At 71.8% G+C, this 26376-nt stretch carries 22 protein-coding genes; 11 read left to right on the plus strand and 11 right to left on the minus strand.

The annotated features are described in order from the left end of the window. Nucleotides 1-152: 152 nt before the first annotated feature. The 3 genes from AS594_RS06440 to AS594_RS06450 form a co-directional block, all read right to left on the minus strand. Nucleotides 153-1334 (minus strand): ROK family transcriptional regulator, encoded by a 1182-nt coding sequence (locus AS594_RS06440; protein WP_069926104.1) that lies wholly within the window; start codon nt 1332-1334, stop codon nt 153-155. A gap of 285 nt (nt 1335-1619) precedes the next feature. Beyond that, nucleotides 1620-2294: a GntR family transcriptional regulator gene (locus tag AS594_RS06445; RefSeq protein WP_079144761.1), complete on the minus strand. Its 675-nt coding sequence runs from the start codon at nt 2292-2294 to the stop codon at nt 1620-1622. 227 nt (nt 2295-2521) lie between these two features. Then, nucleotides 2522-3469 (minus strand): beta-ketoacyl-ACP synthase III, encoded by a 948-nt coding sequence (locus AS594_RS06450; RefSeq protein ID WP_069933308.1) that lies wholly within the window; start codon nt 3467-3469, stop codon nt 2522-2524. A gap of 218 nt (nt 3470-3687) precedes the next feature. On the opposite strand from AS594_RS06450, the gene AS594_RS06455 reads away from it, so the two are divergent. From AS594_RS06455 to fdhD, 5 genes are read left to right on the plus strand one after another with little or no spacing between them, the layout of a single operon-like run. Next, entirely contained in the window at nt 3688-4674 is a 987-nt protein-coding gene (locus AS594_RS06455) for a 2-dehydropantoate 2-reductase (RefSeq protein ID WP_069933307.1), read from the plus strand. Further along, nucleotides 4671-6626: a molybdopterin oxidoreductase family protein gene (locus AS594_RS06460; RefSeq protein ID WP_069933306.1), complete on the plus strand. Its 1956-nt coding sequence runs from the start codon at nt 4671-4673 to the stop codon at nt 6624-6626. Before AS594_RS06455 ends, AS594_RS06460 begins: the two co-directional genes overlap by 4 nt. Beyond that, entirely contained in the window at nt 6617-8527 is a 1911-nt protein-coding gene (locus AS594_RS06465; protein WP_069934984.1) for an NAD(P)H-dependent oxidoreductase subunit E, read from the plus strand. The genes AS594_RS06460 and AS594_RS06465 overlap by 10 nt, the downstream gene beginning before the upstream one ends. Further along, nucleotides 8524-9381, plus strand: coding sequence for a 2Fe-2S iron-sulfur cluster-binding protein (locus AS594_RS06470; protein ID WP_069926110.1), 858 nt, complete (start codon nt 8524-8526; stop codon nt 9379-9381). Before AS594_RS06465 ends, AS594_RS06470 begins: the two co-directional genes overlap by 4 nt. Nucleotides 9382-9415: 34 nt before the next feature. Beyond that, nucleotides 9416-10255 (plus strand): formate dehydrogenase accessory sulfurtransferase FdhD, encoded by an 840-nt coding sequence (fdhD, locus tag AS594_RS06475; RefSeq protein ID WP_069930317.1) that lies wholly within the window; start codon nt 9416-9418, stop codon nt 10253-10255. Nucleotides 10256-10340: 85 nt separating this feature from the next. On the opposite strand, the gene AS594_RS06480 is transcribed toward fdhD, so the two are convergent. The 3 genes from AS594_RS06480 to AS594_RS06490 form a co-directional block, all read right to left on the minus strand. Next, nucleotides 10341-10754 carry a hypothetical protein gene (locus AS594_RS06480; protein ID WP_069926111.1) on the minus strand — a complete coding sequence of 138 codons (414 nt, stop codon included), beginning with the start codon at nt 10752-10754 and terminating at the stop codon, nt 10341-10343. Nucleotides 10755-10787: 33 nt separating this feature from the next. Continuing rightward, entirely contained in the window at nt 10788-11855 is a 1068-nt protein-coding gene (locus AS594_RS06485; protein WP_069933304.1) for a bile acid:sodium symporter family protein, read from the minus strand. A gap of 94 nt (nt 11856-11949) precedes the next feature. Next, the gene (locus tag AS594_RS06490) at nt 11950-12540 is read right to left on the minus strand and encodes a TetR/AcrR family transcriptional regulator (RefSeq protein ID WP_069926113.1); all 591 of its coding nucleotides are present in this window, start codon (nt 12538-12540) and stop codon (nt 11950-11952) included. 81 nt (nt 12541-12621) lie between these two features. Here AS594_RS06490 and AS594_RS06495 point away from each other — a divergent pair, with 81 nt between their 5' ends. From AS594_RS06495 to AS594_RS06510, 4 genes are all read left to right on the plus strand, one after another. After that, a complete protein-coding gene (locus AS594_RS06495) occupies nt 12622-13038 on the plus strand; it encodes a VOC family protein (RefSeq protein ID WP_069926114.1) in 417 nt (138 codons plus the stop codon). Nucleotides 13039-13333: 295 nt separating this feature from the next. Further along, entirely contained in the window at nt 13334-15133 is a 1800-nt protein-coding gene (locus AS594_RS06500; protein ID WP_069933303.1) for an AMP-dependent synthetase/ligase, read from the plus strand. Nucleotides 15134-15360: 227 nt separating this feature from the next. Further along, nucleotides 15361-16197, plus strand: a complete 837-nt coding sequence (locus tag AS594_RS06505; RefSeq protein WP_069926116.1) for an aldo/keto reductase — start codon at nt 15361-15363, stop codon at nt 16195-16197. A 140-nt stretch (nt 16198-16337) separates the two neighbouring features. Then, nucleotides 16338-16817 (plus strand): RICIN domain-containing protein, encoded by a 480-nt coding sequence (locus tag AS594_RS06510; RefSeq protein WP_069933302.1) that lies wholly within the window; start codon nt 16338-16340, stop codon nt 16815-16817. Nucleotides 16818-16839: 22 nt separating this feature from the next. On the opposite strand, the gene AS594_RS06515 is transcribed toward AS594_RS06510, so the two are convergent. Together AS594_RS06515 and AS594_RS06520 are read right to left on the minus strand one after the other, a co-directional pair. Next, nucleotides 16840-17763 carry a methyltransferase domain-containing protein gene (locus tag AS594_RS06515; RefSeq protein ID WP_069926118.1) on the minus strand — a complete coding sequence of 308 codons (924 nt, stop codon included), beginning with the start codon at nt 17761-17763 and terminating at the stop codon, nt 16840-16842. Next, nucleotides 17760-18752: an AraC family transcriptional regulator gene (locus tag AS594_RS06520; protein ID WP_069926119.1), complete on the minus strand. Its 993-nt coding sequence runs from the start codon at nt 18750-18752 to the stop codon at nt 17760-17762. Before AS594_RS06520 ends, AS594_RS06515 begins: the two co-directional genes overlap by 4 nt. Nucleotides 18753-18853: 101 nt before the next feature. Here AS594_RS06520 and AS594_RS06525 point away from each other — a divergent pair, with 101 nt between their 5' ends. Next, nucleotides 18854-19714: an NmrA family NAD(P)-binding protein gene (locus tag AS594_RS06525; protein ID WP_069926120.1), complete on the plus strand. Its 861-nt coding sequence runs from the start codon at nt 18854-18856 to the stop codon at nt 19712-19714. 329 nt (nt 19715-20043) lie between these two features. Here AS594_RS06525 and AS594_RS06530 read toward each other — a convergent pair whose 3' ends face one another. Then, nucleotides 20044-20349, minus strand: a complete 306-nt coding sequence (locus tag AS594_RS06530; RefSeq protein ID WP_069926121.1) for a 4a-hydroxytetrahydrobiopterin dehydratase — start codon at nt 20347-20349, stop codon at nt 20044-20046. 168 nt (nt 20350-20517) lie between these two features. Here AS594_RS06530 and AS594_RS06535 point away from each other — a divergent pair, with 168 nt between their 5' ends. Then, nucleotides 20518-21327 (plus strand): helix-turn-helix domain-containing protein, encoded by an 810-nt coding sequence (locus tag AS594_RS06535; protein WP_069926122.1) that lies wholly within the window; start codon nt 20518-20520, stop codon nt 21325-21327. 11 nt (nt 21328-21338) lie between these two features. Here the strand turns inward: AS594_RS06535 and AS594_RS06540 are convergent, their stop codons facing one another. After that, complete coding sequence (locus AS594_RS06540; protein ID WP_069933301.1) at nt 21339-21752, minus strand: hypothetical protein; 414 nt, start codon at nt 21750-21752, stop codon at nt 21339-21341. 195 nt (nt 21753-21947) lie between these two features. Beyond that, on the minus strand, nt 21948-26294 hold the full coding sequence (locus AS594_RS06545) for a CHAT domain-containing protein (protein WP_069933300.1): 4347 nt from the start codon (nt 26292-26294) through the stop codon (nt 21948-21950). Nucleotides 26295-26376 lie beyond the last annotated feature (82 nt).

The following is a 26376-nucleotide window of genomic DNA, read 5'->3' on the forward strand; positions in this document are numbered from 1 at the left end:
TGCGTGGTGCGGTGTGACGTGTCGCGGTGCGGGAGTGGCGGTGCGGCGGTGCGGCGGTGCGGTACGGAGCCGGTGTCGCGGTGCGGGAGTTGGAGGTGTCGCGGGGCGGGTGTGGCGGTGTCGCGTGCGGGTCGGGCGTGCGCCGGCCGGGGTCAGGCAGGCGAGAACAGGTGGTCGCTGATGAGCCGGGCCGCGCCGATCACGCCGGCGGCGGGTCCCAGCTCGCCCAGGACGATGGGCAGGTTGCCGGTCGCCAGCGGCAGCGACTGGCGGTAGACCTGGGTGCGGACGCTGGCGAGCAGGGTGTGGCCGAGGCCGGTCACCCCGCCGCCGATCACCACCAGCCCGGGGTTGAAGAAGCTGACGAGCCCGGCGATGACCTGGCCGACGCGGTTGCCGCCCTCGCGGATGAGGTCGAGCGAGGTGGCGTCGCCTGCCGCCGCGGCCGCGGCGACGTCGACGGCCGTGAGCCGTCCCGCCGCTTCGAGGCGCGCGGCCAGTTCGGGTGAGCGGCCGGAGCGGGCCGCGTCCTCGGCGTCGCGGGCGAGCGCGGCGCCGCTGAAGTGGGCTTCCAGGCAGCCCTTGTTGCCGCAGGCGCAGGCACGGCCGTCCGGTTCGACCTGGATGTGGCCGATGTCGCCGGCGCTGCCGGTCGTACCCCGGTAGACCTCGCCGCCGACGACAATGCCGCAGCCGATGCCGGTGCCGATCTTGACGCAGAGGAAGTCGCCCACGGAGCGGGCGACGCCCGCGTGCTGCTCCCCCATCGCCATCAGGTTCACGTCGTTGTCGACCATGACGGGGCAGCCCAGCTCCTGGCTGAGTGCCTCGCGTACGGGAAAGCCGTCCCAGCCCGGCATGATCGGGGGCGCGACCGGCACGCCTTCCGGGAAGCGGACCGGGCCCGGCACCCCGATGCCGGCCCCGTCGAAGCCCTCGGCGAGGCCGGAAGCCTTGAGCTTGGCGGCGAGGGCGAGGGCCTGTTCGAAGACGGCGACCGGCCCCTCGCGTACGTCCATGGGGTGGTTGAGGTGACCGAGTACCTCCAACTCCGCGTTGGTGACGGCCACATCGATGGAGGTGGCGCCGATGTCGATGCCGAGGAAGCGCAGGGCGGGGGCCAGCCGGATGTTGTGCGAGCGGCGGCCGCCGCGGGAAGCGGCGAGGCCGTCGGCGACCACGAGGCCGGTGTCGAGGAGCCGGTCGACCTCGACGGCGAGCTTGGAACGGGAGAGATCGATCTGGTCGCCCAGCTGTGCGCGGGAGTTCGGCCCGCCGTCACGCAGCAGGCGGAGCAGTCGCGCCTGATGCGCGTTCGCGGGTCGCGCCGTCATCCGTCTCACGTGCCCCTCCCTGCCTCATCGGCCTTCTCCGCCGGGCTTTGGAGGGGAACGTAGCAGCGGCTGCCGGGAGTGGGAAGAAGTTGCGCAGGAATCCGCCTCAACTTTCTCCACACCGAGGACAAAGCCGCGATCGCGCCCCGACACGGCGTCCCCCGGACGACGTCGGCGCCCCGGACGGCAGGCCGGGGCGCCGGGCGAAGGCGTACGGGGGTGACGCCCCGCGAGGCGTCGTACCGCCGTTGGTGTGACGTGTGCTGCGGGGCGCCGGGCGCCTCCTCAGGTCACGCGCTCGTGGTACGTCGTGCGGGTGTGCTCCGTGTGCGCGCGCATGATCTCGGTGGCGCGCCGTTCGTCGCGGTCCGAGATCGCGGCGATCAGCGCGCGGTGCTCGATCCAGGACTGCTTGCCGCGCTGCCGGGCGACCGGGGTGTAGTACCAGCGGACGCGCCGGCCGACCTGCGCCGCGAGTTCGGTGAGCACGACATTGCCCGCCAGTTCCATGACCTTGGCGTGGAACTGCGCGTTGAGCGACACGGCGAGGTCCACGTCGTCGTCCGCCACGGCCTGCTCGCCCTTCGCGCACACCTCTTCCAGCGCGGCGATCCCGGCCGATCCCGCGTTGGCGGCGGCGAGCCGGGCGGCCTCGGCCTCCAGGAGCGTACGTACCGACAGCAGCTGGTCGGCCTCCTCCTCGGTGGGCTCGTGCACGAACGCGCCCTGTGCGGGCCGCAGGTCGACCCACCCCTCGGTGTTGAGCCGCTGCAACGCCTCGCGTACGGGCTGCCTCGACACCCCGAGGTGCCCGGCGAGCTCGCTCTCGATCAGGTGCTGGCCGGGGCGCAGGGCCCGGGTCGTGATGAGTTCGAGCAGCGCCTCGTACACGCGCTCGCGGAGCGGCCCCGGCCTCTCCAGCTTGGGCACGGTCCCTTGCGGCAGTCCTGCGGACAACATCGCGGTGTCCCCCTTCGGGCAAACATCGGCGAGCGCTGACAGTGTTGGGCCGTCTGTGATCGGCACTCCGGAATTGGCTATCGTCTACAGTCTACCGAGCACCATCGGGGCCATGCCGAGATCCTCGTCACGCCGGGGCGCCGTTCCCGGCTCGGACACAGGTCCGGGCCCCGGCGCGGACAGCGACGAGACCCGGAACGCACACCTGCCACGGCCGTGAGGGCCCGTCATGGACAGCGGATGACCTGGCCCGCGTACGAGAGGTTTCCGCCGAAGCCGAAGAGCAGCACGGGTGCGCCGGACTCGACCTCGCCCCGCTCGACGAGCTTGGACAGGGCCATCGGAATGCTGGCCGCCGAGGTGTTGCCGGAATCCACGACGTCGCGGGCGATCACCGCGTTGACCGCGCCGATCTTCTGCGCGACGGGCTCGATGATCCGCAGGTTCGCCTGGTGCAGGACGACGGCCGCCAGCTCCTCGGGCGTCACACCGGCCCGCTCGCACACCTTGCGCGCGATGGGCGGCAGCTGGGTGGTGGCCCAGCGGTAGACCGACTGCCCCTCCTGGGCGAAGCGCGGGGGCGTGCCCTCGATGCGTACGGCGTGCCCCATCTCCGGCACCGAGCCCCACAGCACCGGGCCGATGCCAGGCTCCTCGCTCTCCGCGCACGCCTCGACGACCGCGGCGCCGGCGCCGTCGCCGACCAGGACGCAGGTGGTGCGGTCGGTCCAGTCGGCGATCTCGGCCATCTTGTCGGCGCCGATGACCAGGGCGCGGGTGGCGGAGCCTGCCCGTATGGCGTGGTCGGCCGTCGCCAGGGCGTGGGTGAAGCCCGAGCAGACGACATTGAGGTCCATCACGGCCGGCGAGGGCATGCCGAGGCGGGCGGCGACGCGGGCGGCCATGTTCGGGGAGCGGTTGATCGCCGTGGAGGTGGCGACCAGGACGAGGTCGACGTCGGCGGGGGTGAGGCCCGCGGAGGCGAGGGCCTTGGCTCCGGCGTGGGCGGCCAGCTCGTCGACGGGCTCGTCGGGACCCGCGACGTGACGGGTCCTGATGCCGACCCGGCTGGTGATCCACTCGTCGCTGGTGTCGACCATGGCCGCCAGATCGCCGTTCGTGAGCACCTTGGCAGGCTGATAGTGCCCGAGCGCGACGACTCGTGAGCCGGTCATTGGCGGTTCCACCCCTCTTTGCGGACAGTCGGAACGGTCCAGTCTTCTTTGTGACTCACCGGTACGAGGGCAGGTGAACCGACAGGATTCGCTCCCGACTCTTTGGAGCTTCCTGCTGACGGCGACCCTTGACCGCCCCGAAGGCATACTGTAGACAATATTCTGTCGACCCCTTCCCGCTCCCCCTCACTCGGTCCGTCAACCGATCGGAGAGCCCCGTGAAAGTCGCAGTTGTCGGCGCCGGAGCCATCGGCGCGTACGTCGGGGCCGCGCTCCACCGCGCGGGCGCCGAAGTCCACCTGATCGCCCGCGGCCCGCACCTCACGGCCATGCGCCGGGACGGTGTACGGGTGCTCAGCCCGCGCGGCGACTTCACCGCGCGGCCGGCCGCGACCGACGACCCGTCCGAGGTCGGGCCCGCCGACTACGTGTTCCTCGGCCTCAAGGCGAACTCGTACGCCGCCTCGGGCCCGCTCGTACACCCGCTGCTGCACGACCGTACGGCGGTCGTCGCCGCCCAGAACGGCATCCCGTGGTGGTACTTCCACGGCCTGCCGGGACCGTACGCGGGCCGCCGCGTCGAGAGCGTCGACCCGGCGGGCACGGTCAGCGCGACGCTGCCGCCGTCGCGTGCCATCGGATGCGTCGTGTACGCCGCCACCGAGCTGGCGGCGCCCGGCGTCGTACGGCACCTGGAAGGCACCCGGTTCTCGATCGGCGAGCCGGGCCGCGAGGTCTCCCGCCGCTGCCTGGACTTCAGCGAGGCCATGCGGGCGGGCGGCCTGAAGTGCCCCGTAGAACCGGATCTCCGCAACGACATCTGGATCAAGCTGCTCGGCAACATCTCGTTCAACCCGATCAGCGCGCTGACCCGGGCCACCATGGGCGGGATCTGCCGCCACCCGGACACCCGCGCGCTCGTCGAGTCGATGATGCGCGAAACGCTGGAGGTCGCGGCCGCCGTCGGCTGCCGCCCCGAGATCTCCGTGGAGCGGCGCATCGCCGGCGCCGAGCGCGTCGGCGACCACAAGACGTCCACCCTCCAGGACCTGGAGAAGGGCAAACCGCTCGAACTCGACGTACTGCTCGCCGCCGTCGTCGAACTGGCCCGCCTGACGGACACGCCCGTACCGAACCTGCGGGCGGTGCACGCGCTGGCGGACCTGCTGGCCACCCACTCCTCCTCAGCCGGGAGCGCACAGTGAAGAACAAGGACAGGCAGCGACAGCCGAAGCGGTACGCGCGGCTGACCCATCCGCTCGTGCGCGACTCCCGCGGCACACTGCGGCGGGCGACCTGGGACGAGGCACTGGACCGGGCCGCCGCCGGCTTCCGGCGGGCGACGGACACGTACGGCCCCGACGCCTTCGCCATGCTGTCCTGCGCCCGCGCGACCAACGAGATGAACTACGTCGCCCAGAAGTTCACCCGCGTCGTCATGGGGACGAACAACGTCGACTCGTGCAACCGGACCTGCCACGCGCCGAGCGTGGCCGGTCTCTCGGCGGCGTTCGGCTCGGGCGGCGGGACCTCGTCGTACGAGGAGGTCGAACACACCGACCTGATCCTGATGTGGGGCTCCAACGCGCGCTTCGCCCACCCGATCTTCTTCCACCACGTGCTCAAGGGCATCAGGAACGGCGCGCGCATGTACGCCGTCGATCCCCGCCGCACGTCGACCGCCGAGTGGGCGGACGGCTGGCTCGGCCCGAACGTCGGGACGGACATCGCGCTGGCGCACGCGATCGGCCGGGAGATCATCCACGCGGGGCTGGTGAACCGGTCGTTCGTGGACCGCGCGACGAGCGGCTTCGCGCGGTACGCCGAACTGGTCGAGCCGTGGACGCTGTCGGCGGCGGAGCAGGTGACGGGCGTTCCGGCGGCGGCGATCCGCGAGCTGGCACACGCGTACGCGACGGCCGAACGGGCGCAGCTGTGCTGGACGCTGGGCATCACGGAGCACCACAACGGCACCGACAACGTGCGCGCCCTCATCAACCTGGCGCTGCTGACCGGCCACGTCGGACGGTACGGCGCGGGCGTCCAGCCGCTGCGCGGCCAGAACAACGTCCAGGGCGGCGGCGACATGGGCGCCATCCCCAACCGGCTGCCCGGCTTCCAGGACATCCTCGACCCGGCGGCGCGGGGCAGGTTCGAGCGTACGTGGGAGACGGTCATCCAGCCGCGCTACGGCATGACGCTGACGGAGATGTTCGAGGCGATGGAGAGCCGCGAGCTGCGGGCGGTGTACTGCATCGGTGAGAACCCCGCCCAGTCGGAGGCCGACAGCGAGCAGGCGATGCGGCGGCTGGCGGCGCTCGACCACCTGGTGGTGCAGGACATCTTCCTGACGAAGACCGCGCGGATGGCGGACGTGGTCCTGCCGGCCACGGCCGCCTGGGCGGAGACGGACGGTACGACGACGAACAGCGAACGGCGCGTGCAGCGGGTGCGGGCGGCGGTGAAGCCGCCGGGTGAGGCGCGCGAGGACATCGACATCATCTGCGCGCTGGCCGGACGGCTGGGCCACGACTGGAAGTTCGACGGCGCGGAAGCGGTCTGGAACGAGCTGCGGGCGCTGTCCCCCGACCACTACGGCATGACGTACGACCGCCTGGAGGAACACCAGGGGCTCCAGTGGCCGTGCCCCGACACCGACCGGGTCCCCTCCACCTTCCTGCACGCGCGGCTGTGGGAGACGGACCCGGACCTGCGCGGGCCGGCGGCGGCGTTCGGCCTCGTGGCGCACGACCCGCCGGTCGATCTGACGGACGAGGACTACCCGCTGCGGCTGACGACGGGCCGGCGGCTCGACTCGTACAACACCGGTGTGCAGAGCGGGAGTTATGCCTCACCACTGCGGCGCGGCGAGTACATCGAGCTGTGTCCGGAGGACGCCGCGGCGTACGGCGTCGAGGTCGGCGAGGAGGTCCGGGTCTCGTCACGGCGGGGCACGGTGACCGCGCCGGTGTGGGTGGACCCGGGGCTGCGGCCGGGGCTGGCCTTCATGACGATGCACTTCCCCGACGAGGTCGACACGAACCGGCTGACGATCGAGGCGAACTGTCCGATCGCCGGGACGGCCGAGTTCAAGGCGTCGGCGATACGGATCGAGAAGCTCGGGAACGTGGAGAAGCTGGTGCCGGCATGGACCTGAGGTACACGGACGCGAAGCCGTCGGACGACGAACGGGCGGCGGTGGACGAGCTGCTGGGCCCGCCGGAATCGGGGTGGGAGGGCGCCGGCCGGTCGGTGACCGACCTGCGGTGGGCACGGGGCGGCGCGGCGGCACGCGACCGCCGCGACCTTCTCCTGCCGGCGCTGCACGCGGTCAACGACCGGGTGGGGTGGCTGAGCGAGGGCGCGCTGGACTACATCTGCCGCCGGCTGACGGTGCCGCCTGCGGAGGCGTACGGGGTGGCGACGTTCTACGCCATGTTCTCGGTGAAGCCGCGCCCGGCGAAGGTGCTGTACGTGTGCACGGACCTGGCGTGTGCGGCAGAGGGCTCGGGGGCGGTGTGCGCCGGCCTGGAGGAGCGGCTGGCCGCACCGGGCTCGTCCGCCCCCGGCGGGGTGGTGTGGCAGCCGAGCCCCTGTCTGGGCCTGTGCGAACGCGCCCCGGCGGCGCTGCTGTTGCGGGCGGGGGCGGCGCCTGGAGCGGGGTCCGGGGAGGGAGTGCCGGCGCGGGGCGGGGCGGCGGACCGGCGGCCGGCCGCCGTCGGCACCCGGGCCGCCGTCGTCGCCCCGGCCACCGTGGACGGCCTGCTCGCGACCGTCGCCGCTCCGGAGCGCGCCGCCCTGGAACCCCCCGCCACCGCCGCCGTGCCCCAAGCCGGCGACCCGGGCCTCGTGCTGCTGCGCCGCATCGGCGTCGTGGACCCGTACAGCCTCGACGACTACCGCGCCGCCGGCGGATACACCGCGCTGCGCCGGGCGTTCGCGCTCGGCCCCGCCGGTGTCGTCCGGGAGGTACTCGACGCCGGGCTCGTGGGGCGCGGCGGCGCCGCGTTCCCCACCGGCCGCAAGTGGGAGGCGACCGCCCGGCAGCCCGACCACCCCCACTACCTCGTCTGCAACGCCGACGAGAGCGAGCCCGGCACCTTCAAGGACCGCGTGCTGATGGAGGGTGATCCGTACGCCCTCGTCGAGGCGATGACCGTCGCCGGGTACGCCACCGGGGCTCACCGCGGCTACCTCTATCTCAGGGGCGAGTACCCGCGGGCGTACGAACGCCTTACGCACGCCGTCGCCCAGGCCCGGCTGCGCGGCCTGCTCGGGCCCGACGTCCTCGGCCACGGCCATGCCTTCGACATCGAGATCCGGCGGGGCGCGGGCGCGTACATCTGCGGCGAGGAGACCGCGATCTTCAATTCGATCGAGGGGCGGCGCGGCGAACCTCGCAGCAAGCCGCCCTTCCCGGTCGAGAAGGGCCTGTTCGGGAAGCCGACGGCCGTCAACAATGTCGAGACGCTGGTCAACGTCCTGCCGATCCTCACCCACGGGGCAGCGGCGTACGCCCGTACCGGCACGGAGTCGTCCACCGGGACCAAGCTGTTCTGCGTGTCCGGCCGGGTCGACCGGCCCGGCGTCTACGAACTCCCCTTCGGCGCCCGGCTGCGCGACCTCCTCGGCCTCGCGGGAGGCCCGCCCCCGAATCTGCGCGCCGTCCTCCTCGGCGGAGCGGCCGGCGGGTTCGTGCGCCCCGACGAGCTCGACATCCCCCTCACCTTCGAAGGCACGCGCGCCGCCGGCGCCACCCTCGGCTCGGGCGTGGTCCTCGTCCTCGACGACACCGTCGAACTGCCCGCCGTCCTCCTGCGCATCGCCGAGTTCTTCCGCGACGAGTCGTGCGGGCAGTGCGTCCCCTGCCGCGTCGGGACCGTACGCCAGGAAGAGGCGCTGCACCGGATCAAGGACCGTACGGGCGCCGCCGCCGGCGACATCGCGCTGCTGCGCGAGGTCGGCGGGGCCATGCGGGACGCCTCGATCTGCGGTCTCGGACAGACCGCGTGGAACGCCGTCGAGTCCGCCATCGACCGTCTGGGAGCTTTCGAATGACCGCGATTCCGCTGCAACCCCCGCGCAGGCTCATCGAGTTCACCCTCGACGGGGCCGGGACCCGCGTCCCGGAGGGGTCGACGATCCTCGACGCCTGCCGGGCCGCCGGCAAGGACATCCCCACGCTGTGCGAGGGCGACACGCTCACGCCGAAGAACGCGTGCCGGGTGTGCGTCGTCGAGGTCGAGGGCGCCCGTACGCTCGCCCCCGCCTGCTCGCGCCGCGCCGAGCCTGACATGGTCGTGCGCACGGACACCGAGCGCGCCCGGCACAGCCGGAAGATCGTGCTGGAGCTGCTCGCCTCGTCCACCGACCTGTCGACCACGCCGCGCGCCGCCGAGTGGATCAAGGAGTACGAGGCGAAACCGGACCGATTCGGCCCGGACGCGGCCCGCGTCGACGAACAGCCGAAGATCGACAACGACCTCTACGTCCGCGACTACGACAAGTGCATCCTCTGCTACAAGTGCGTCGACGCGTGCGGCGAGCAGTGGCAGAACACCTTCGCCATCGCCGTCGCGGGCCGCGGTTTCGACACCCGCATCTCCGTCGAGCAGGACGCGCCGCTGACCGACTCGGCGTGCGTGTACTGCGGAAACTGCATCGAGGTGTGCCCGACCGGCGCGCTCAGCTTCAAGTCCGAGTTCGACATGCGCGCCGCCGGGACCTGGGACGAGGAGGCCCAGACGGAGACGACGACGGTGTGCGCGTACTGCGGCGTCGGCTGCAACCTCACCCTGCACGTGCAGGACAATGAGATCGTCAAGGTCACCTCGCCGCACGACAACCCGGTGACCCACGGCAACCTGTGCATCAAGGGCCGGTTCGGCTACCAGCACGTACAACAGCGCTGATCATGAAGATCACGAAGAAGTGGGACTGATCACCATGGGACGGGTCACCGAGCGCCGCCGCGTCATCCGCGTCAGGGACGGGGTGGTGAGCGCCCGGCCGGACACGCTGGTCGCCGAGGAGCCGCTCGAGATCCGCCTGAACGGCAAGCCGCTGGCCATCACGATGCGCACGCCGGGCGACGACTTCGCGCTGGCGGCGGGGTTCCTGGTGAGCGAGGGGGTGCTGGGGGCCGCCGACGACGTGCAGTCGATCGTGTACTGCGCGGGGGCGACAGCGGACGGAGTGAACACGTACAACGTGGTGGACGTGAAGCTCGCGCCCGGCGTCCCGGTCCCCGACATCACCCTGGAGCGCAACGTCTATACGACGTCGTCGTGCGGCCTGTGCGGCAAGGCCAGTCTCGACGCCGTCCGCACCACCGCCCGCTTCCCGATCGCCGACACTCCCCCGGTCCGGCTGACGCCCGAGCTGCTGGCCGGCCTCCCCGACCGGCTGCGGGCGGCGCAGCAGGTGTTCGACAGGACCGGGGGGCTGCACGCGGCCGCGCTGTTCTCGGAGGAGGGGGAGCTGCTCGACGTACGGGAGGACGTGGGCCGGCACAACGCGGTCGACAAGCTCGTCGGCCGGGCGCTCACGGACGGGCGGCTGCCGCTGTCCCGCGCGGTACTGCTGGTTTCGGGGCGGGCGTCGTTCGAGCTGGCGCAGAAGGCGGTGATGGCCGGGATCCCGGTGCTCGCGGCGGTCTCGGCGCCTTCCTCGCTGGCCGTGGACCTGGCTGCCGAGACGGGTCTGACGCTGGTCGGTTTCCTGCGCGGACCCAATATGAACGTGTACGCGGGCGACGAGCGCATCGCCCTGCACTCCGGGGTCTGACGCGCCCCGCGACACCGGATACGGGCCCGGCCGGCGGGGAGCGCCCCCTGCGCCGGCCGGGCCTCCGCGCCTGCCGGACCGGCTGCTAGCGCTTGCCGCGCCGGGCGCGCTGCCGGGCCTCCGCCGGGGGCGCGATGAACTGGAGCGCGAGCGTGGCGGGGGGTTTCGCGACGCCGGGGCCGCCCGCCGCGACCCAGGCCAGGATGTCGTCCGTGGCGTCGTCGTCCAGTGCCCAGCCGACCCAGGCGGCGCGTCCGCCTCTGCGGCGGCCCTCGGTGGAGGGCTGGACGACCACGATGTTGGCCTGGCCGCACGGGCCGAGGCAGTCGCTCGTACGGACGGCGAGCCGCCCGCCGGAAGCGGCGGCCGCGTCCCGCAGGCGGCGCAACTGGCCCTCGTGGTCCGTACCGGGGTTCTTGCGCGCCTCGCCGCAGCAGCAGCCGCGGCACACGGTGAGGGCGCAGGGGCGGGGGCCGAAGGGGCGTATCGCGGAAGTCACTTGACGATCTTGCCAGGCGGGGCGTGCGTTCCCCTACCCGCCCCTTCCGGCCGGGGGCGCCGCCCGGCTCCCCGCCGGGGCCGTCGCCGGTGGCGGCGACGGCTCGTCCTGTGCTCGCGCCTCGGCGTCGCGCGAGCGCCGCTTCGCGAGCACGGCGCACACCATCAGCTGCATCTGGTGGAACAGCATCAGCGGGAGTACGGCCGTCCCTGCCCCCGCCCCGAACAGCACGCTCGCCATCGGCAGCCCCGCCGCCAGCGACTTCTTCGACCCGGCGAACTGGATGGCGATCCGGTCGGCCCGGCCGAAACCGAGCCGCTTCGCCCCGTACCAGCTCACCGTGAGCATCACCGCCAGCAGCACCGCCTCCACGGCCACCAGCGCCGCCAGCGCGCCGGGGCGCACCCGGTGCCATATGCCCTCGGTGACGCCGTGGCCGAACGCCGTGTAGACCACGAGCAGGATCGAGCCGCGGTCGACGTAACCCAGTAGCTTCCGGTGCCGCACCAGGAACCCGGCGACCCACCGGCGCGACAGCCGGCCCGCCACGAACGGAACCAGCAGCTGGGAGACGATCTTCAGCACCGAGTCGCCGGAGAAACCGCCCGCCGTGCCGCCGATCAGCAGGGCCGCGAGCAGCGGGGTGGCGACGATCCCGACGAGGCTGGAGAAGGAGCCCGCGCAGATCGCCGCCGGGACGTTGCCGCGGGCGACGGAGGTGAAGGCGATCGAGGACTGGATGGTCGACGGGACCAGGCACAGGAAGAGAAGACCCGCGTAGAGCTCGGGCGTCAGGACGTACGGGACGAGGCCCCTCGCGGCGAGACCGAGCAGCGGGAAGACCGCGAAGGTGCAGGCCAGCACCGTGAGGTGCAGCCTCCAGTGGCGCAGCCCGTCGAGCGCCTCGCGGGTGGAGAGCCGCGCGCCGTACAGGAAGAACAGCAGCGCCACGGCGCCCGTCGCCACCCCGCCGACGGCCCCGGCGGCCGCGCCGGTCGCCGGCAGCAGCGTCGCGAGCACGACCGTCCCGACGAGCAGCAGGACGTACGGATCGACGGGGAGCCAGGAGGGGAACTGAATCTGCGGCGTGCGGCGGTTCATGCGCTCCCGGTGCTCCTGCTCTCGGACGGTACGTGACCCCCCATGTTCCACGGGAACCGGGCGAGGGGGAATCCGGTCCTCCCGGCACGCCCGCTCAACCGGCGCGCAGCGCGTCCAGCATCCGCGACAGGGCGGCCTGGGTGGCCGGCAGGTCCTCGGGGTTCTCCGAGGCGGCCAGCCAGAGGGCCGCCTCGTTCATCGCGCCCGACAACAGGTGCGTCAGCGGCGCCACCGGCTGGGGCGCGATCAGCCCCTGCTCGATCAGGGCGGTGAGGGCCTCGGCCAGGTGGCGGACCGAAGCGGCCTCGTCCAGGGCGCGCCACTGGCTCCAGCCCAGTACGGCCGGACCGTCGACGAGCATGATCCGCTGCACGTCCGGACCGGTGCTGGCGGCGAGGAACGCCTGGCACCCGGCGGTGAGCCGTGACCAGGGGTCCGGATGCGCGTCGGCGGTCTCCGCCACGTTCCGTGCCACTTCTTGCTGGACCTCTTCCAGCACGGCGCGGAACAGCTCCGTCTTGCTGTCGAAGTGGTGGTAGAGCGCGCCCTTCGTGACTCCGGCGGCGCGGACGATCTCCGAGAGCCCCACGGCCCCGTAGCCCCGGGCGGCGAACAGGCGCCTGCCCTCGCGCACCAACGCCTGCCGCGTGTGCTCCCGCTGCCGCGCCCTGCTGCCCTGCGTCATCGCGTCGCTCCGCCCGTTGACCTACCACCGGTATGCCAATATCGTACCTTCACATACCGACGGTATGCGAAAGGGAGTCTCATGAACCTGACCAGCTTCTATCCGGTGATCTGCACCTCGCTCCTGAAGGAGTCGCACGCCTTCTACGCCGACGCCCTGGGCTTCGGGACGACGTTCGAGGCCGACTGGTACGTCAGCATGCGCCGCGAGGGGCCGTTGCCGTACGAGCTCGCCCTGCTCGACCACACCCATCCGACACTGCCCGAGGCATACCGGACGCCCGTCCGGGGTCTGCTGCTGAACTTCGAGGTGGAGGACGTGGACGCGGAGTGGGAGCGACTCGTCGTCCGCGGCGGCCTGAAGGCCGAGCTCGCACTGCGCAGCGAGGACTTCGGCCAGCGGCACTTCATCGTGGCGGACCCCAACGGCGTCCTCGTCGACGTCATCACGCCCATCCCCCCGACCGGGACGTACGCCGACCAGTACATCAGTCCCTGACACGCGCGTACGGCCCCTGACCCTGCCCCCCGACCTCCGTGCGGCCGAGCGGCGCGGAAGTGGGAAGCAGGCGTACAGATTCCGTGGAGATTCCCGCGCACGTTACTTACTCCCCGGTCAGGAGAGCGCCCCCGCACGGCCCATGTGGCCGCTCCTCACCTCGTTGAGCTGTGCATATGCACAGTCGGCCGGATTCCGCGACCCCCTGCCGCGGGCCGGGACCTTGGGGTAGCGTCACGGCGCTGTGCGGAGCGTCACAAGGAGCAGGTCATTGCGCGAGTTCACTGTCCCACCCATGGCGACGGCGCCTCAGGTCGGCGGGCTGGCGGACGCCGTCTTCGAGCACGCCGAGCAGGACCCGCACCGCGTCGCGCTCGGACGCAAGGGGGACGACGGGCTCTGGCACGACGTGACGGCGGCCCGGTTCCGTGACGAGGTGCTGGCCGTCGCGAAGGGGCTGCTGGCGCACGGCGTGCGGTTCGGCGACCGGGTCGCCGTCATGTCCCGTACGCGCTACGAGTGGACCCTGTTCGACTTCGCGCTGTGGACGGTCGGCGCCCAGCCGGTCCCCATCTTCCCCACCGCCTCCTCCGATCAGGTCTTCTGGACCCTGCACGACGCCGGGGTCACGGCCTGTGTGGTCGAGCACGAGGACCACGCGATGACCGTCGGCTCGGTCGTCGATCGGCTGCCGATGCTCAAGCGGCTGTGGCAGCTCGACGCGGGCGCGGAGGCCGAGCTCATGGAGGCGGGCGCACACATCGACGACGATGTCGTGCACCGCCACCGGCGCGCGGTCACGCCGGATTCCGTGGCGACCGTGATCTACACGTCGGGCACCACCGGGCGGCCGAAGGGCTGCGTGCTGACGCACGCCAACTTCATGTACGAGACGGACACCCTGCTGGCCCGCTGGGAGTCGGTGTTCCGTTCGAAGCCGGGCGACGAGCCGGCGACCCTCCTCTTCCTGCCGCTCGCGCACGTCTTCGGGCGGATGGTCGAGGTGGCGGCGGTGCGCGGGCGGGTCAGGCTCGGGCATCAGCCGGTGCTCGCGGCGCAGGCGCTGATGCCCGACCTGATGACCTTCCGGCCGACGTTCATCCTGGCCGTGCCGTACATCTTCGAGAAGGTCTTCAGCGGCGCGCGGCGCAAGGCCGAGGCCGACGCGAAGGCCGGGGCGTTCGACAAGGCCGTCGAGGTGGCGGTGCGGTACGCCGAGGCGCAGGAGCACCGCGCGTTCGGCACCGGGCCCGGCCCCTCCCCCGCACTGCGGCTCCAGCACCAGTTCTTCGAGAAGGCCGTGTACGCGAAGGTGCGCGAGGCGATGGGCGGGCGCGTGCGGCACGCGATGTCCGGCGGTTCGGGGATGGAGCGGCGGCTCGGCCTGTTCTTCGCGGGCGCGGGCGTCACGATCTTCGAGGGGTACGGGCTCACCGAGTCGACGGCGGCCGCGACCGCCAACCCGCCCGAGCGCACCCGGTTCGGCACGGTCGGCCTGCCGCTCCCGGGCACCACCGTGCACATCGCGGAGGACGGCGAGATCTGGCTGCGCGGCGGACAGATCTTTTCCGGGTACCTCAACGACCCCAGGTCCACCGACGCCGTACTGCGCGACGGCTGGTTCGCCACGGGGGACCTCGGCGCGCTGGACGAGGACGGCTATCTGACGATCACCGGGCGCAAGAAGGAGATCCTGGTGACGTCGAGCGGCAAGAGCGTGTCGCCGGCCGGGCTGGAGGAGCGCGTGCGGTCGCACCCGCTGGTGGCCCAGTGCATCGTCGTCGGCAACGACAGGCCGTACATCGCGGCCCTCGTCACGCTCGACCAGGAGGCCGTGGACCACTGGCTCCAGATGCGCGACAAGCCACCGCTGACCGCCGCCGACCTGGTGCGGGACCCGGATCTGGAGATGGAGGTACGGCGGGCGGTGGTGGCGGCGAACACGCTGGTCTCGCAGGCGGAGTCGATCCGTACGTTCCGGATACTGGCCCACCAGTTCAGTGAGGAGCAGGGGCTGCTGACGCCCTCGCTCAAGCTCAAGCGCAAGGCGATCGAGACGGCGTACCGGACGGAGGTCGACGCGCTGTACCGGTGACGACGGGCAACGGGTGTACGTGCGTTCTGTCCTGACGGTACGTCGGCTCCGTGCCGAGGTCGTCGTCCCCGGCCCCGGCGCGGTCCTCGCCGAGGGCGGCCCCGGCCAGGTTCCGGCAGGGCCTCGCCGCGCGTGACGGACATCTCGGGACCGACACCGGGAATGCGCCGGGCTCTCTGATCGTTGACGCTGGGAGTACCAACCGACGACGTAAGGATCGATCGCTCGTGAGCAAGGCCCCCTCCCTCACCCTGAACAACGGCGTCGAGATGCCCCAGCTCGGCTTCGGCGTCTGGCAGGTGCCTGATGACGAGGCCGAGAAGGCCGTCGGAACGGCCATCCGGGCCGGGTACCGGTCCATCGACACGGCCGCGATCTACGAGAACGAGACCGGCACCGGAAAGGCCATCGCCGCCTCCGGTGTCGCTCGCGACGAGCTGTTCGTCACGACGAAGCTCTGGAATTCCGAGCAGGGGTTCGACTCCACGCTGCGCGCCTTCGACGCGTCGCTGGCGAAGCTCGGCCTGGACTACGTCGACCTGTACCTGATCCACTGGCCGCTGCCGTCCAAGGACGCGTACCTGGACACGTACCGGGCCTTCGAGAAGATCTACGCCGACGGCCGCGCCAGGGCGATCGGCGTCTCCAACTTCCTGCCCGAGCACCTGGAGCGCCTGATCGGCGAGACGTCGGTCGTCCCGGCCGTCAACCAGATCGAGCTCCACCCGCAGCTCCAGCAGGCGCGGTCCCGCGCCTTCCACGCCGAGCACGGCATCGCGACCGAGGCGTGGTCGCCGCTGGGCCAGGGCAAGGGGCTGCTGGAGGTGCCGACGGTCGTGGCGGTCGCGCGCAAGCACGGCAAGACGCCGGCTCAGGCGGTGCTGCGCTGGCACCTCCAGACCGGCAATGTCGTGATTCCGAAGTCCGTGACGCCGTCCCGGATCGAGGAGAACCTGGACGTGTTCGACTTCGAGCTGGACGCCGACGACCTGGCGGCCTTCGCCGCGCTCGACGAGGGCAAGCGCCTGGGCCCGGACCCGGCCACTTTCGACTTCGGCGCCTGACCGGCCCGGTAAGCAGACATACGAGGACGGCGCCCACCGGACCACCGGTGGGCGCCTTTCGCCCTGAGCGGGCCGGAGCCCGGCCCGCCGGACCACCCACCGCCGCCCTCGACCCCCGACCGCCCCAAGGAGTACGGAACATGAGCCGCGAACCCGGCAGACCGCGACCCGTCGAGGAAGGCACGTACCGGCTGCGCAATGTCGGCAGCGGCCTGCTGCTCGAGGTGTACGGCGGCCACACGGGCAGCGGCGCCAACGTCCAGCAGGGCAAGGACACCGGCGCCCCGGCGCAGCAGTGGCAGGTGTCGGCGGTGCACAGCGGCGGCGCCCTCTACCACCTCGTGAACGCCGCCAGCGGCAAGCGGCTCGACGTGGCCGGCGCCTCCACGGAGAACGGCGCCAACGTCCAGCAGTGGAAGGCCAACAACTTCGGCGCCCAGGAGTGGCTCATCGAGCAGCACCTGGACGCGCCGGGCACGGTCACCCTCATCAGTTACGTCAGCGGGCTGCTGCTGGAGGTCGCCGAGGGCAGCATGGACGACGGCGCCAATGTGCGGCAGTGGGAGGACACCGACTCCCCCGGCCAGTGGTGGCAGCTGGAGCCGGTGACCACCCCGTAGATCCCCCGGGACGGCCGGGCCGTCAGGCCCGGTGCGCGATGTGCAGCGTGCGCGCCCGCAGCATGAACACGTCGGGGCGCTGCGCCAGGCCGGCCGCGTCCCGCGCGTCCAGCAGCCGGTCCAGCGTCGCCACGTCCTGCGCCGTCAGCCGGTCGGCGAACACCTCCCGCTGCCGCGCGAAGGTCTCGACGACCAGCTCGCGCGCCGCGTCCGGCAGCGGCGCCGGCAGGTCGAGCAGGAAGGAACGGCTGCCGTCCGGGGTCAGACCGGCGGCGGTCAGCAGCGCCCTCCAGTCCTCGACCTCCGGCTTGCTGCCGGGCAGCTCCTCCCGCATCTGCGTGAACCTCTCGCTCCACGCGACCTCCAGCCGCGCCTCCAGGCCCGGCCTGCCGATCCCGATGTCGCGGGGCAGATGGCGCGGCGACAGCCCGCCCTCGAACAGCGCCACCGTCCCGCCGGGGCGCAGCAGCCCGGCGAAACCGGTCAGTGCGGCCCGCTGGTCGCCGACGTGGTGCAGCGAGTTGGCCGCCCAGACCAGGTCGGCCTCCCCCAACGAGCCCAGTTCGCCGGGCACTTCGGCGACGAGGGTACGTACCCTCTCGCCCAGTCCGGACCGCTCCGCCCGCGCCCGGGCGCGGTCGAGCAGCGCCGGCGTGCTGTCGACGGCCACCACCTCCGCGTCCGGGAACGCCTCGGCGAGCATGCACGTGATGAGCCCGGGGCCGCTGCCGATGTCCAGCACGCGGCGTACGACCCGCTCCCCCCGGGTCTGCGCGATCCAGGCCGCGGCCTGCTCGTACACGGGACGGTTCACCTCCGCCTCGTGCTCCAGGTGCGTGGCGAGCGCCTCCCAGTCGAAATCCGCGCCGTGATGGCCGTGGTCGTGGCTGTGCTCGTGAGTGTGGTCGTGGCCCTGCGTGTCGTGGGTGCTGTGGCTTCGCGTCATGCGTCCACCTTCTCGCCGGACCGCTCCTGCGGCGAACCTTCTTGCTGTTCCGGCAAAACGGCGCCCCTGCGGTACTCCTGCGGACTGACCCCGCGCACCCGCTTGAAGGCCGCGCTGAACGCGAAGGACCCGCTGTAACCGACCTGGCGCGCCACCGCGCCCACCGTCGCGTCCGTCTCCCGCAGCAGGTCCGCGGCGAGCGCGAGCCGCCACCCGGTGAGGTACGTCATCGGCGGCTCCCCCACCAGGTCGGTGAAGCGGCGGGCCAGTCCGGCGCGCGAGACGCCGGCCTTGGCGGCGAGCTCCGCGACGGTCCAGGGGTGGGCGGGGTCGTTCTGCATCAGCCGCAGGGCCCGGCCGGCCACCGGGTCCCCCATGGCCAGGTACCAGGCGGGGGCCGCCGCTTCGGGGCGCGAGAACCACGACCGCAGTGCCGCGATCAGCAGCAGGTCGAGCATCCGGTCCAGCATGACGCTCTGGCCCGGTTCGTCCCGGCTGATCTCGTCCTCCAGGGCCGGCAGCAGCGGACAGTTCCACAGTTCGGCGGGCAGATGCACGAGCGGCGGCAGCGCGTCGAGCAGCCGTCCGCTGACTTCCCCCGCCATCCGGTACGTGCCGATGAGCATCGCCGACGCGCCGTCCGTGCTGTCGCCCCATGTCCGTACACCGAGATGCATCGTCTCGGCCAGTGGCTCGCCCTGAAGCGTGCGGCACACCCCGCCGGGCCCGATGAGGGCGCGCGGCGGGCTGGCCGGGTCGTCGGCGCAGGTGTACGGGTCCGGGCCGCGCGCGATCGCCACGTCACCGGGGCGCAGGAGCACCGGCTCGCCGCCGTCGGGCAGCACCCAGGCGTTGCCGCGGCTCGCGCACATGAGCGAGAGCGGCGCCCGGTCCTCGATCCGCACCGCCCAGGGCGGGTTCAGTACGGCCCGGAGGAGGAAGGCGCCCCGGGCGCGCGGCCCGTCGAGCAGTCCCGTGAGTACGTCCATGGCCCCACCCTAGGGCGGTGGAGGGACCGCTTGGACGCAGACGTATGGAGTTGAGCCTTTGAAGCATGGCCCGTCCAGGAACGCGCCGCGAATCTTGGGGCATGACGGAAAACAAGAAGCGGCAAACGGTGTTGGTGACGAGCGGCACGGGGAAGACGGGCCGCCGGGTCGTCGAGCGGCTCACCGCTCTCGGCGTGACGGTGAGGGCGGGCTCGCGCAAGGGTGGGGGTGAGGCGCGGTTCGACTGGGAGGACGAGTCGACCTGGGGTCCGGCTCTGCGCGGCGCCGACGCCGCCTATGTGGCGTACTACCCGGATCTGGCGGCGCCCGGCGCGGTCGAGGCGGTGCGGGCCTTCGGGCGGATCGCGAGCGAGAACGGGGTGCGGCGACTGGTGCTGCTGTCCGGGCGCGGCGAGCCCGAAGCGGTGGCCGCGGAGGAGGCGCTGCGCGCGTCGGGCGGCGAACTGACCGTCGTACGGGCCGCGTTCTTCGCGCAGAACTTCAGCGAGGGTGTCATGGCGGAGGGCGTCGTCGCCGGGGAAGTGGCTTTCCCGGCGGGTGAGACGGCGGAGCCGTGGGTGCACACCGACGACCTGGCCGATGTCGTGGTCACCGTGCTCACCCAGGACGGCCACGCCGGTGTGGTGCACGAGCTGACGGGGCCGCGGCTGCTGACCTTCGCCGAGGTGGCGGCCGAGCTCTCGAAGGCGGCGGGCCGCGAGGTGCGGTACGTCCCGGTGTCGGGTCCGCAGTACGCCGGGCTCCTTCAGCGGTACGGGATGCCCGCGCCGGAGGCCGAGTGGCTCGCCGGGCTGTTCACGGCGCTGCTCGACGGCCACAACGCGTCGGTGACGGACGGGGTCGAGCGGGTCCTGGGCCGCGCGCCCAGGGACTTCACCGACTTCGCACGGGAGGCGGCGCGGGCCGGCGCGTGGGACGGCCGGGGCGCCCCGGTGGCGTGAGGACCACCGGGCCGCGCGGCCGTCCGCCTCGGACGGTCCCGCGGCCCGGCTGCGTCCCGTGCCCGCGCCCGGCGCGCCGAGTCCGAAGAGCCGGCGTCCGGGCGCCCGGCCGGCCTACGTGCCCGGCCTACGGACCCGGACGGTGCCCGTGCGGCTTGCCGTCTCGATGGGCAGGACAGCACGTATCAGTCACCGGACCCGCGCTCCCCGTAGCCCGTGCTGCGGGCGTCTCACGCCTCGCCCGTCACTCTGCGCGGGGCGACCAGCCGGTAGCGCGGGTCCGGGCGTCGTACACGGCCGCTTCGGTGTCGTAGTCCGGCGTGCGTGGTTCAGCTCGCCCCGTGGGCCGGAGCGATCTCCTCGACGCGGCGCGCCAGCTCGAAGTCGAGATCGGTGACGGCTCCTCCCGCGCTGTGCGTGTTCACGGTCAGGGCCACCGTGTTGTAACCGAGCGTCAGGTCGGAGTGGTGGTCCAGCTCATCCTGGATCGCCGCCACGTGGACGGCCAGCGCGGCGGCCGCGAAATGCGTGCCGAGCCGGTAGGTGCGGGCGATCCGGCTGTCGTCCAGCGACCAGCCGGGAAGTTCGCGCAGACGGTCCTCGATCTCCTTCTGCGACAGCGGCTCAGTGGCCATGGCGAAGCTCCCTCCAAGTTGCGGTGTGCCGATCAGCCTCCCACCCTCCGGTCCCGAACGGCGCTCAGGCGCAGCCGTGAATGGGCCGCAGGGCTGAACGGCGTTCTCGCGGCCCCGGCCGCCGTCCGTCAATTCGCGGCCGGTACGGGTCGGTTACCGTCTTGTGCCATGACAACAGTCGCAGTCGACAAGGGTGTGGGCGCGCTGCTGCGCGGCTGGCGGGAGCAGCGCCGGCTGAGCCAGCTGGAGCTGGCGCTGCGCGCCGATTCCTCAGCCCGGCACATCAGCTTCATCGAGACCGGCAGGTCACGGCCGAGCGAGGAGATGGTGCTGCGCCTCGCCGAGCACCTCGACGTACCGGTGCGGGAGCGCAACGGGCTGCTGCTGGCCGCGGGGTACGCCCCCCGGTACGCCGAGACCCCGCTCGACGACCCGGCGCTCGGTTCCCTGCGCGAGGGCATCGAGCGGCTGCTGGCGGGGTACGAGCCGTACCCCGCCCTGGTCGTCGACGGTGCGTACACGGTGGTCGCCGCGAACCGCGGGATCGCGATGCTCCTCGACGGGCTGCCCGAGCACCTGCTCACGCCCCCGCTGAACGCGATGCGGATATCGCTCCACCCGGAGGGACTCGCCCCGCGCATCCGCAATCTTCCCCAGTGGCGCGAACACCTCAAGGCACAGATGGAGCGCCAGATCGCGCTGGCCAGGTCGCCGGCGCTGCGTGCGGTGTACGAGGAGGTGTCGGCCTATCCCGTACCCGAGCCGCGGGCGGGGGAAGCGCCGCTTCCCGAGGACCCGCCGTACCCCTACTTCGCGCTGCCACTCCGGATCGAGCACGACGGCCGGGTGCTGTCGTTCGTTTCCTCCATCTCCACCTTCAACACGCCGATGGATGTGACGGTCGCCGAGCTGGCCATCGAGACGTTCCTCCCGGCCGACCCGGCGACGGTCAAGTACCTCCAGTCGCTGGCCCCCTGAGCGGCGGCCGCTCATCCCCGGGCGCGCAGCGCGAGGTGCTGGAGCCCGGCGAAACCGGCGACGGTCGCGGCCTGCACCGGGATCCAGAACGTCCCGGCCGTCGTCGGTGAGAACCAGAACACGAGCGCGGCGAGACCGGCCACGGCCCAGGCCAGGTTCGCCTCAATGACGGCCTTGACGGGGAGTGCGGCGGGCTCCGGCCGGGTGGCGAGGTACCCGACCCCGGCCCCGAAGGCCACGAGGAACAGCCCGAGCCCGAGGAGCAGCCCCGACCCGACCCCCAGCAGCCTTCCGACGGGGCCGGAGGCGGCGGCGTACACGAGCCCGTTGGTGGTGGTGACGACGGCGTCGAGCGCGAGGAAGCGGCGCAGCATCGTCCGGGGGTCGGTGGTCCGGGACAGGTTGGCGAGCAGGGTTGCGGACATGGCGGATCAGCCTCCGTCGAGGTCGTACGGGCTGGAAGGGCCCGGGGCCCGGGCGGAGTGCGCCGCCCGGCCCCCGGTGACCACAACGATGCCGCGCCCGCGCGAGGGCGTCGATTACTCCGGAGGTAATGCCGGATGAAGCGGGGGTCACAGGTCGCAGCACTCAGGCGCAGCCACAGGCCGGCTACGGAGCTCTCAGACGCCGAGGTGGGAGAAGGCGGCCCAGTCGCTGACGTGGGCGAAGGACCGTTCACGGGGCGGTTTGCGGATCAGTGCCCGCCACATGGTGCGTGCGGCTTCGGCCGGGAGGAGGCTGTGGTCACAGTCTTTCAGGGTGTCCGCCTTCTCCTGGTTGGTCGTATCCCGCACCCAGCGCTGGGCGGCCCTGAGAGCGGCGGCAGGGGTGGAACCGCCGGCGGCAAGGGCCTGATGAAATCGCGTCATCAGGAGGCAGGTCGCGAGCTCGCGCACCGCCCACTGGCTGGCGATGACGCCGGCAACGCCGGCTTGGAGCAGTCCCGTCGGGAGACTGACCGCTTCATCAGGGAGTTCCAGTCCCGGGACCTGGCTCTCACAGGCCGACAGGACGGCCAGGCGTACTCCACCCGTGCCGTCACCGGTCAGGCGCAGGCGCAGTAGCTCGCCGAGAGAGAGCGGCTCGTCACCCGCCAGGATCAGGGCGCTGAGCAACGGCTCGCTGAGGTTCGCGACACCGTGGCAGGCGAAGTGGTGCACAGGGTAATCGGCCAGGACGGCGGTGACACCGGACACGCTGGCGTCACCGTGCCGCAGCCCGGTGGATATGGCGAAGCACTGCTGAGCGGCCGCCACCTCCGCGTCGGCGAAGGCCGGCGGGTCCTGCTTGGTCGGACGGGGGTCATGAACGCTCAGCAGCGCACCGAGGGGCACCCGGTCGGCGATCTCCTTCGCGGTACGCAGACTGCGCGCGTTCGGCGCGTAGCTCAGCACGCAGTCGTCCATGGCGTACCTGCGGGCCACCGGGCGTGAATCGTCGGGCGTCCACGCCGCGTGCAGGGGGAGCAGCCCGAGATGCCCCACGGGGACGAGCACGGCTTCCGCTCCCCGTCCCAGCGCGCCGGTCACTGAGCCCATCGCGGCATCCCAGAGCCACGCCGTGACGGCGTCCAGCCTTCCTCGCCAGGCATCAGGGTCCTGCTTCCGCCCGTCGTGCGCCTCACGGAGGTCGCTGACCCTCCGCACCACATCGCCCTCGGTCAGGTGCGGCAGCCAGGCCGTTTCGACGGCACCGTCCGTCCCGACGAGCAGAGCGACGCCACCGGCGTCCGTAGCCACGAGATACACCAGCGGAACGTCCCGCGCCGCGTCGGCGATGTCAGCGAAAACGGTAGGCAGGAGGAAATCCGGCCGGATCCGGCGGATCTCCGCGATGGACGCATCGAGTTCCAGGCGCGTTCGCCGCAGTACGTCCTCGTCCCGGGCTGCCGGAACCGGAGCTGTGCCGGTTGCCGCAGCACTCTCCCAGGCGCGCAACCGGTCCGACCAGTCGTCGTTTGCCTGCCGGTACCGGCTTACCAGTTCACCGTGGCCGCCGGCGACCAAGTCGTCGAACTGGGCCCTGTCACGCTCCAGCACCTCGCTCAGCTGAAGGGCGAGGCCGCGCTCCACCGCGACCACAGCCTCCTCCGATGCGCCCGTCATGGCTCTCGCATACGCGGCACGGGCGGGGATGCCTCTGGCCATGCGCAGCCAGTGCTCCTTGTGGCGGCGACCGAACTGGGTCTCGAAGAGCTGGGTCATCGCCTGAAAGGCGATGTCGCACGCTTCCGTCGCATCGGACCAGGCTCCCTCGTCGAAGACCCAACACGTCCAGTCCCGCGCCATGAACAGAGTGGCACCCGGCTGTGAGCCCAATCCGGCGCTGCATCCGGTGCGGTACAGCTCCAGCGCACGCTCCCGGTCCCCGCGTCGGCCCATTTGCAGGTAGCGGGTCCGGTGCAGGCCGGCCAGTCCCATCACGGAGTTCGGCCGGTTGATCCAGTCTGCCGTCATCCCGGTGAGGGCGTCATCGATGAGCCGCACCGCGCGGTCGACGTCGGCGATGTCCCGCAAGCGCTCGTACCGCGCCTGGAGCCCGCCGGCAAGATTGACCAGGAACCTGGGCCGGTCTGTGCTGCCCGGCGGTGCGACCTCGATGGACTGCTCGAAGACCTGGATGCCCCGGACGAGATCTGCCAGGTCGCTGCTGTGCGCGTAGCGGTCCATGAGAGCGGCGCCGTAGTTGTTGAGCATCGTGCCTGGTGACACAGTGTCAGACTGGGCCAAGTCAGGGCCGAAGGCCTCCTCGTACGCGGCGACGGCGCGATGGATGTCCCGCGGGTCGAACGCAATCCGGAAGCGGTCGCGCAGGGCGATCCCAAGGGTGTTGAGAGCAGTGACGGACTTCTTTCCTCCTCTCGAGGGGGTGTTCAGGACCAGATCCATCGTGGCGATCGACCGGTCGAGGTCGTAAAGGCTGCCGGTACGGCCGTACTTGTCCCAGAGGGCGAGACCGAAGTTCGTGTTGATCTCCGCGTACGTGGCGGCTGTGGGGTCGAGGTGCGAGAGTGCCTCCTTGTAGCAATCGATCGCCTCGTCCAGATCTGCCGCGTCACCCCGGCGAACATAACGGTCGCGCAGGCATGCTCCCAAGAGGCTGAGCGCCTGCGCGTAGGCGTCGTCGCGGACCTGTTGCTGACCGACGGTCTCCCGCAGAAGAGAGATGGCACGCTCGAGCAGGCTGTCGTCGCCACTGGGCACGTACGACATCCACAGAGCCTGCGCCAGCATCGCCGCCGTACGGCGCCGGCGGGCAGAGCCCGGCTCCGCGCGAGTCAATTCGGCGTCGAGGGTGGCGACCGCCTCGCGCAGTGCCGCGGGGTCGCCGTCTGCGGCGTAGCGGAGATCGAGCACATCGGCGAGGCGGTGGGACAGCCTGGACTGGAGATGGGGCACATCGCCGGCGGAACGCAGTTCTTTCTGCAGAGCGCGCATACTCTCGAGATCATCGGGCCGCCCGAGCGCCCGGTAGCGCACGGCGGTGCCGGCATGGAGCGCCTCCAGCGCGCTGATCCTTTCGAAAGCGCCGCGCACGGCGGTGGTGGCTGCGGTGAGCACTTCCACGGCCCGGTCGAGGTCCGCCGCCGACTCGGTGAGTTCGTGGCGGTCCAGCAGCGCCATCCCGAGGCTCGTCAGAGCGACCGGCAGGGCCGCAGGCCCGTAGGCGACCCCTTCCAGGAGTTCGATGGCCGCTTCCAGATCCGCCGGTTCGCCGTCCCGTCGGGCGCGTGACTTCAGCATCACTGCCAGATTCCGCTGGTGGTTGCCGGTTTGCTCTGCGTCGGTGGAAGGCAGCGCGAGGGCCTCACCGATGAGGTTCAGCGCGCGGTCGAGACTCGCAGCATCGCCTGTTTCCTCGCCCAGGCGGAAGACGGCCATGGAGAACGCGGACAGCAGTTCCTGCCGCATCGGGTCGTCGGCCGCGGATGCACCGAGGAGTGAGCCGAGCAGGTCGGTGCTCCGGCGGAGATCGGCGACATCCCGGTAGTACTGCCAGCGGAGGTCCAGCGCCGAGGCGAGGAACCGCCGCGCGTGGTCATGGGTGCTCATCGCGGCCGGACCACTCGACGAGTCGGTGACTTCGAAGCCGAACGAAAGGGACTCCAGCAGACGGATGACCCTGTCCAGTTCGTCGCGGCTCGAAGCGCGAGTCAGGCTCACCTGAGCACTTGCCAGAAACCAGTTCCGCGCGGCGGACTCCTGGGCATCCGCCGGCGTTCCCGTGGCGGCCTCGTTTGTCAGACCGTACGACTCTACGAGGTCGCGCACCGAACCGACCTTTCGACACCGCTGCGCGAGCATGGCTGCCAGGTCCAGCACCCGGGTGCGCCGGTCCGGGGAGTCGTGCGGCGTCGCGGTAACGGCGGACCGGGCAGCGGTCACAGCCTGGTCCATATCCTTGATGTCGCCGCTGTGAGTGGACAGGAAGGCAGACGCCCGGGCCGCGGCGGCCAAGAGCGTGCCACGCGACTCTGAATCCGCGTGTGACGCCGCCTCGTTCATCAGCGCGACGCCCTCCCGCCGTTCAGCCGTGTCGCTGCCCGCGTAGGCAAGGACTCGGCCCGTCCGCGACAGCGTGTGGGCAATCAGTCGCGCATTCGCGTCAGGGTCCAGGGCTCGCATGTGCAGGAGTGCCCGCCGGGCCATCGGAACGGCTTCGTCCTGGTACGCCCCGTCGTCACCGAAGACTTCGGCCACGAGCACCAGCACCAGCACCCGCTGTCGCGACGGCAGCGGGGCAAGCGCCGCCTCATCGACCGCCTCTCTCAGCACGGTCCAGGCGCTCTCTTCCGCCTCGTGCCGACAAGCTTGGATCAGATCGGCGAGCGTCACGTGCACGTGTGCCGCGAGCTCCTCCGTCGGCGACCGAACGTAGCTGATCATCACGAGTCCGGGATCGCAAAACGGCAGTCCGTGCGCGTCTTCTTCCTCGACCTCACGCAGAGCGACCGTGATTGCTGCCACGCCAGGGCGAGGGCTTTCTTCTCCGGATACCGACGGCAGAGTCATCCGCTCCTCCGGTGATCAGTGCGCACGGTCCTTCGCG

It is taken from the genome of Streptomyces agglomeratus (assembly GCF_001746415.1).
Taxonomy (GTDB): Bacteria; Actinomycetota; Actinomycetes; order Streptomycetales; family Streptomycetaceae; genus Streptomyces; species Streptomyces agglomeratus.

Excerpts from the sequence above, each read along its gene's own strand:
- AS594_RS06440 (WP_069926104.1), bottom strand. The coding sequence starts at position 1,334 with ATGACGGCGCGACCCGCGAACGCGCATCAGGCGCGACTGCTCCGCCTG.
- AS594_RS06445 (WP_079144761.1), bottom strand. The coding sequence starts at position 2,294 with ATGTTGTCCGCAGGACTGCCGCAAGGGACCGTGCCCAAGCTGGAGAGG.
- AS594_RS06450 (WP_069933308.1), bottom strand. The coding sequence starts at position 3,469 with ATGACCGGCTCACGAGTCGTCGCGCTCGGGCACTATCAGCCTGCCAAG.
- AS594_RS06465 (WP_069934984.1), top strand. The coding sequence starts at position 6,617 with ATGGACCTGAGGTACACGGACGCGAAGCCGTCGGACGACGAACGGGCG.
- AS594_RS06470 (WP_069926110.1), top strand. The coding sequence starts at position 8,524 with ATGACCGCGATTCCGCTGCAACCCCCGCGCAGGCTCATCGAGTTCACC.
- fdhD (WP_069930317.1), top strand. The coding sequence starts at position 9,416 with ATGGGACGGGTCACCGAGCGCCGCCGCGTCATCCGCGTCAGGGACGGG.
- AS594_RS06485 (WP_069933304.1), bottom strand. The coding sequence starts at position 11,855 with ATGAACCGCCGCACGCCGCAGATTCAGTTCCCCTCCTGGCTCCCCGTC.
- AS594_RS06490 (WP_069926113.1), bottom strand. The coding sequence starts at position 12,540 with ATGACGCAGGGCAGCAGGGCGCGGCAGCGGGAGCACACGCGGCAGGCG.
- AS594_RS06495 (WP_069926114.1), top strand. The coding sequence starts at position 12,622 with ATGAACCTGACCAGCTTCTATCCGGTGATCTGCACCTCGCTCCTGAAG.
- AS594_RS06500 (WP_069933303.1), top strand. The coding sequence starts at position 13,334 with ATGGCGACGGCGCCTCAGGTCGGCGGGCTGGCGGACGCCGTCTTCGAG.
- AS594_RS06510 (WP_069933302.1), top strand. The coding sequence starts at position 16,338 with ATGAGCCGCGAACCCGGCAGACCGCGACCCGTCGAGGAAGGCACGTAC.
- AS594_RS06515 (WP_069926118.1), bottom strand. The coding sequence starts at position 17,763 with ATGACGCGAAGCCACAGCACCCACGACACGCAGGGCCACGACCACACT.
- AS594_RS06520 (WP_069926119.1), bottom strand. The coding sequence starts at position 18,752 with ATGGACGTACTCACGGGACTGCTCGACGGGCCGCGCGCCCGGGGCGCC.
- AS594_RS06525 (WP_069926120.1), top strand. The coding sequence starts at position 18,854 with ATGACGGAAAACAAGAAGCGGCAAACGGTGTTGGTGACGAGCGGCACG.
- AS594_RS06530 (WP_069926121.1), bottom strand. The coding sequence starts at position 20,349 with ATGGCCACTGAGCCGCTGTCGCAGAAGGAGATCGAGGACCGTCTGCGC.
- AS594_RS06535 (WP_069926122.1), top strand. The coding sequence starts at position 20,518 with ATGACAACAGTCGCAGTCGACAAGGGTGTGGGCGCGCTGCTGCGCGGC.
- AS594_RS06540 (WP_069933301.1), bottom strand. The coding sequence starts at position 21,752 with ATGTCCGCAACCCTGCTCGCCAACCTGTCCCGGACCACCGACCCCCGG.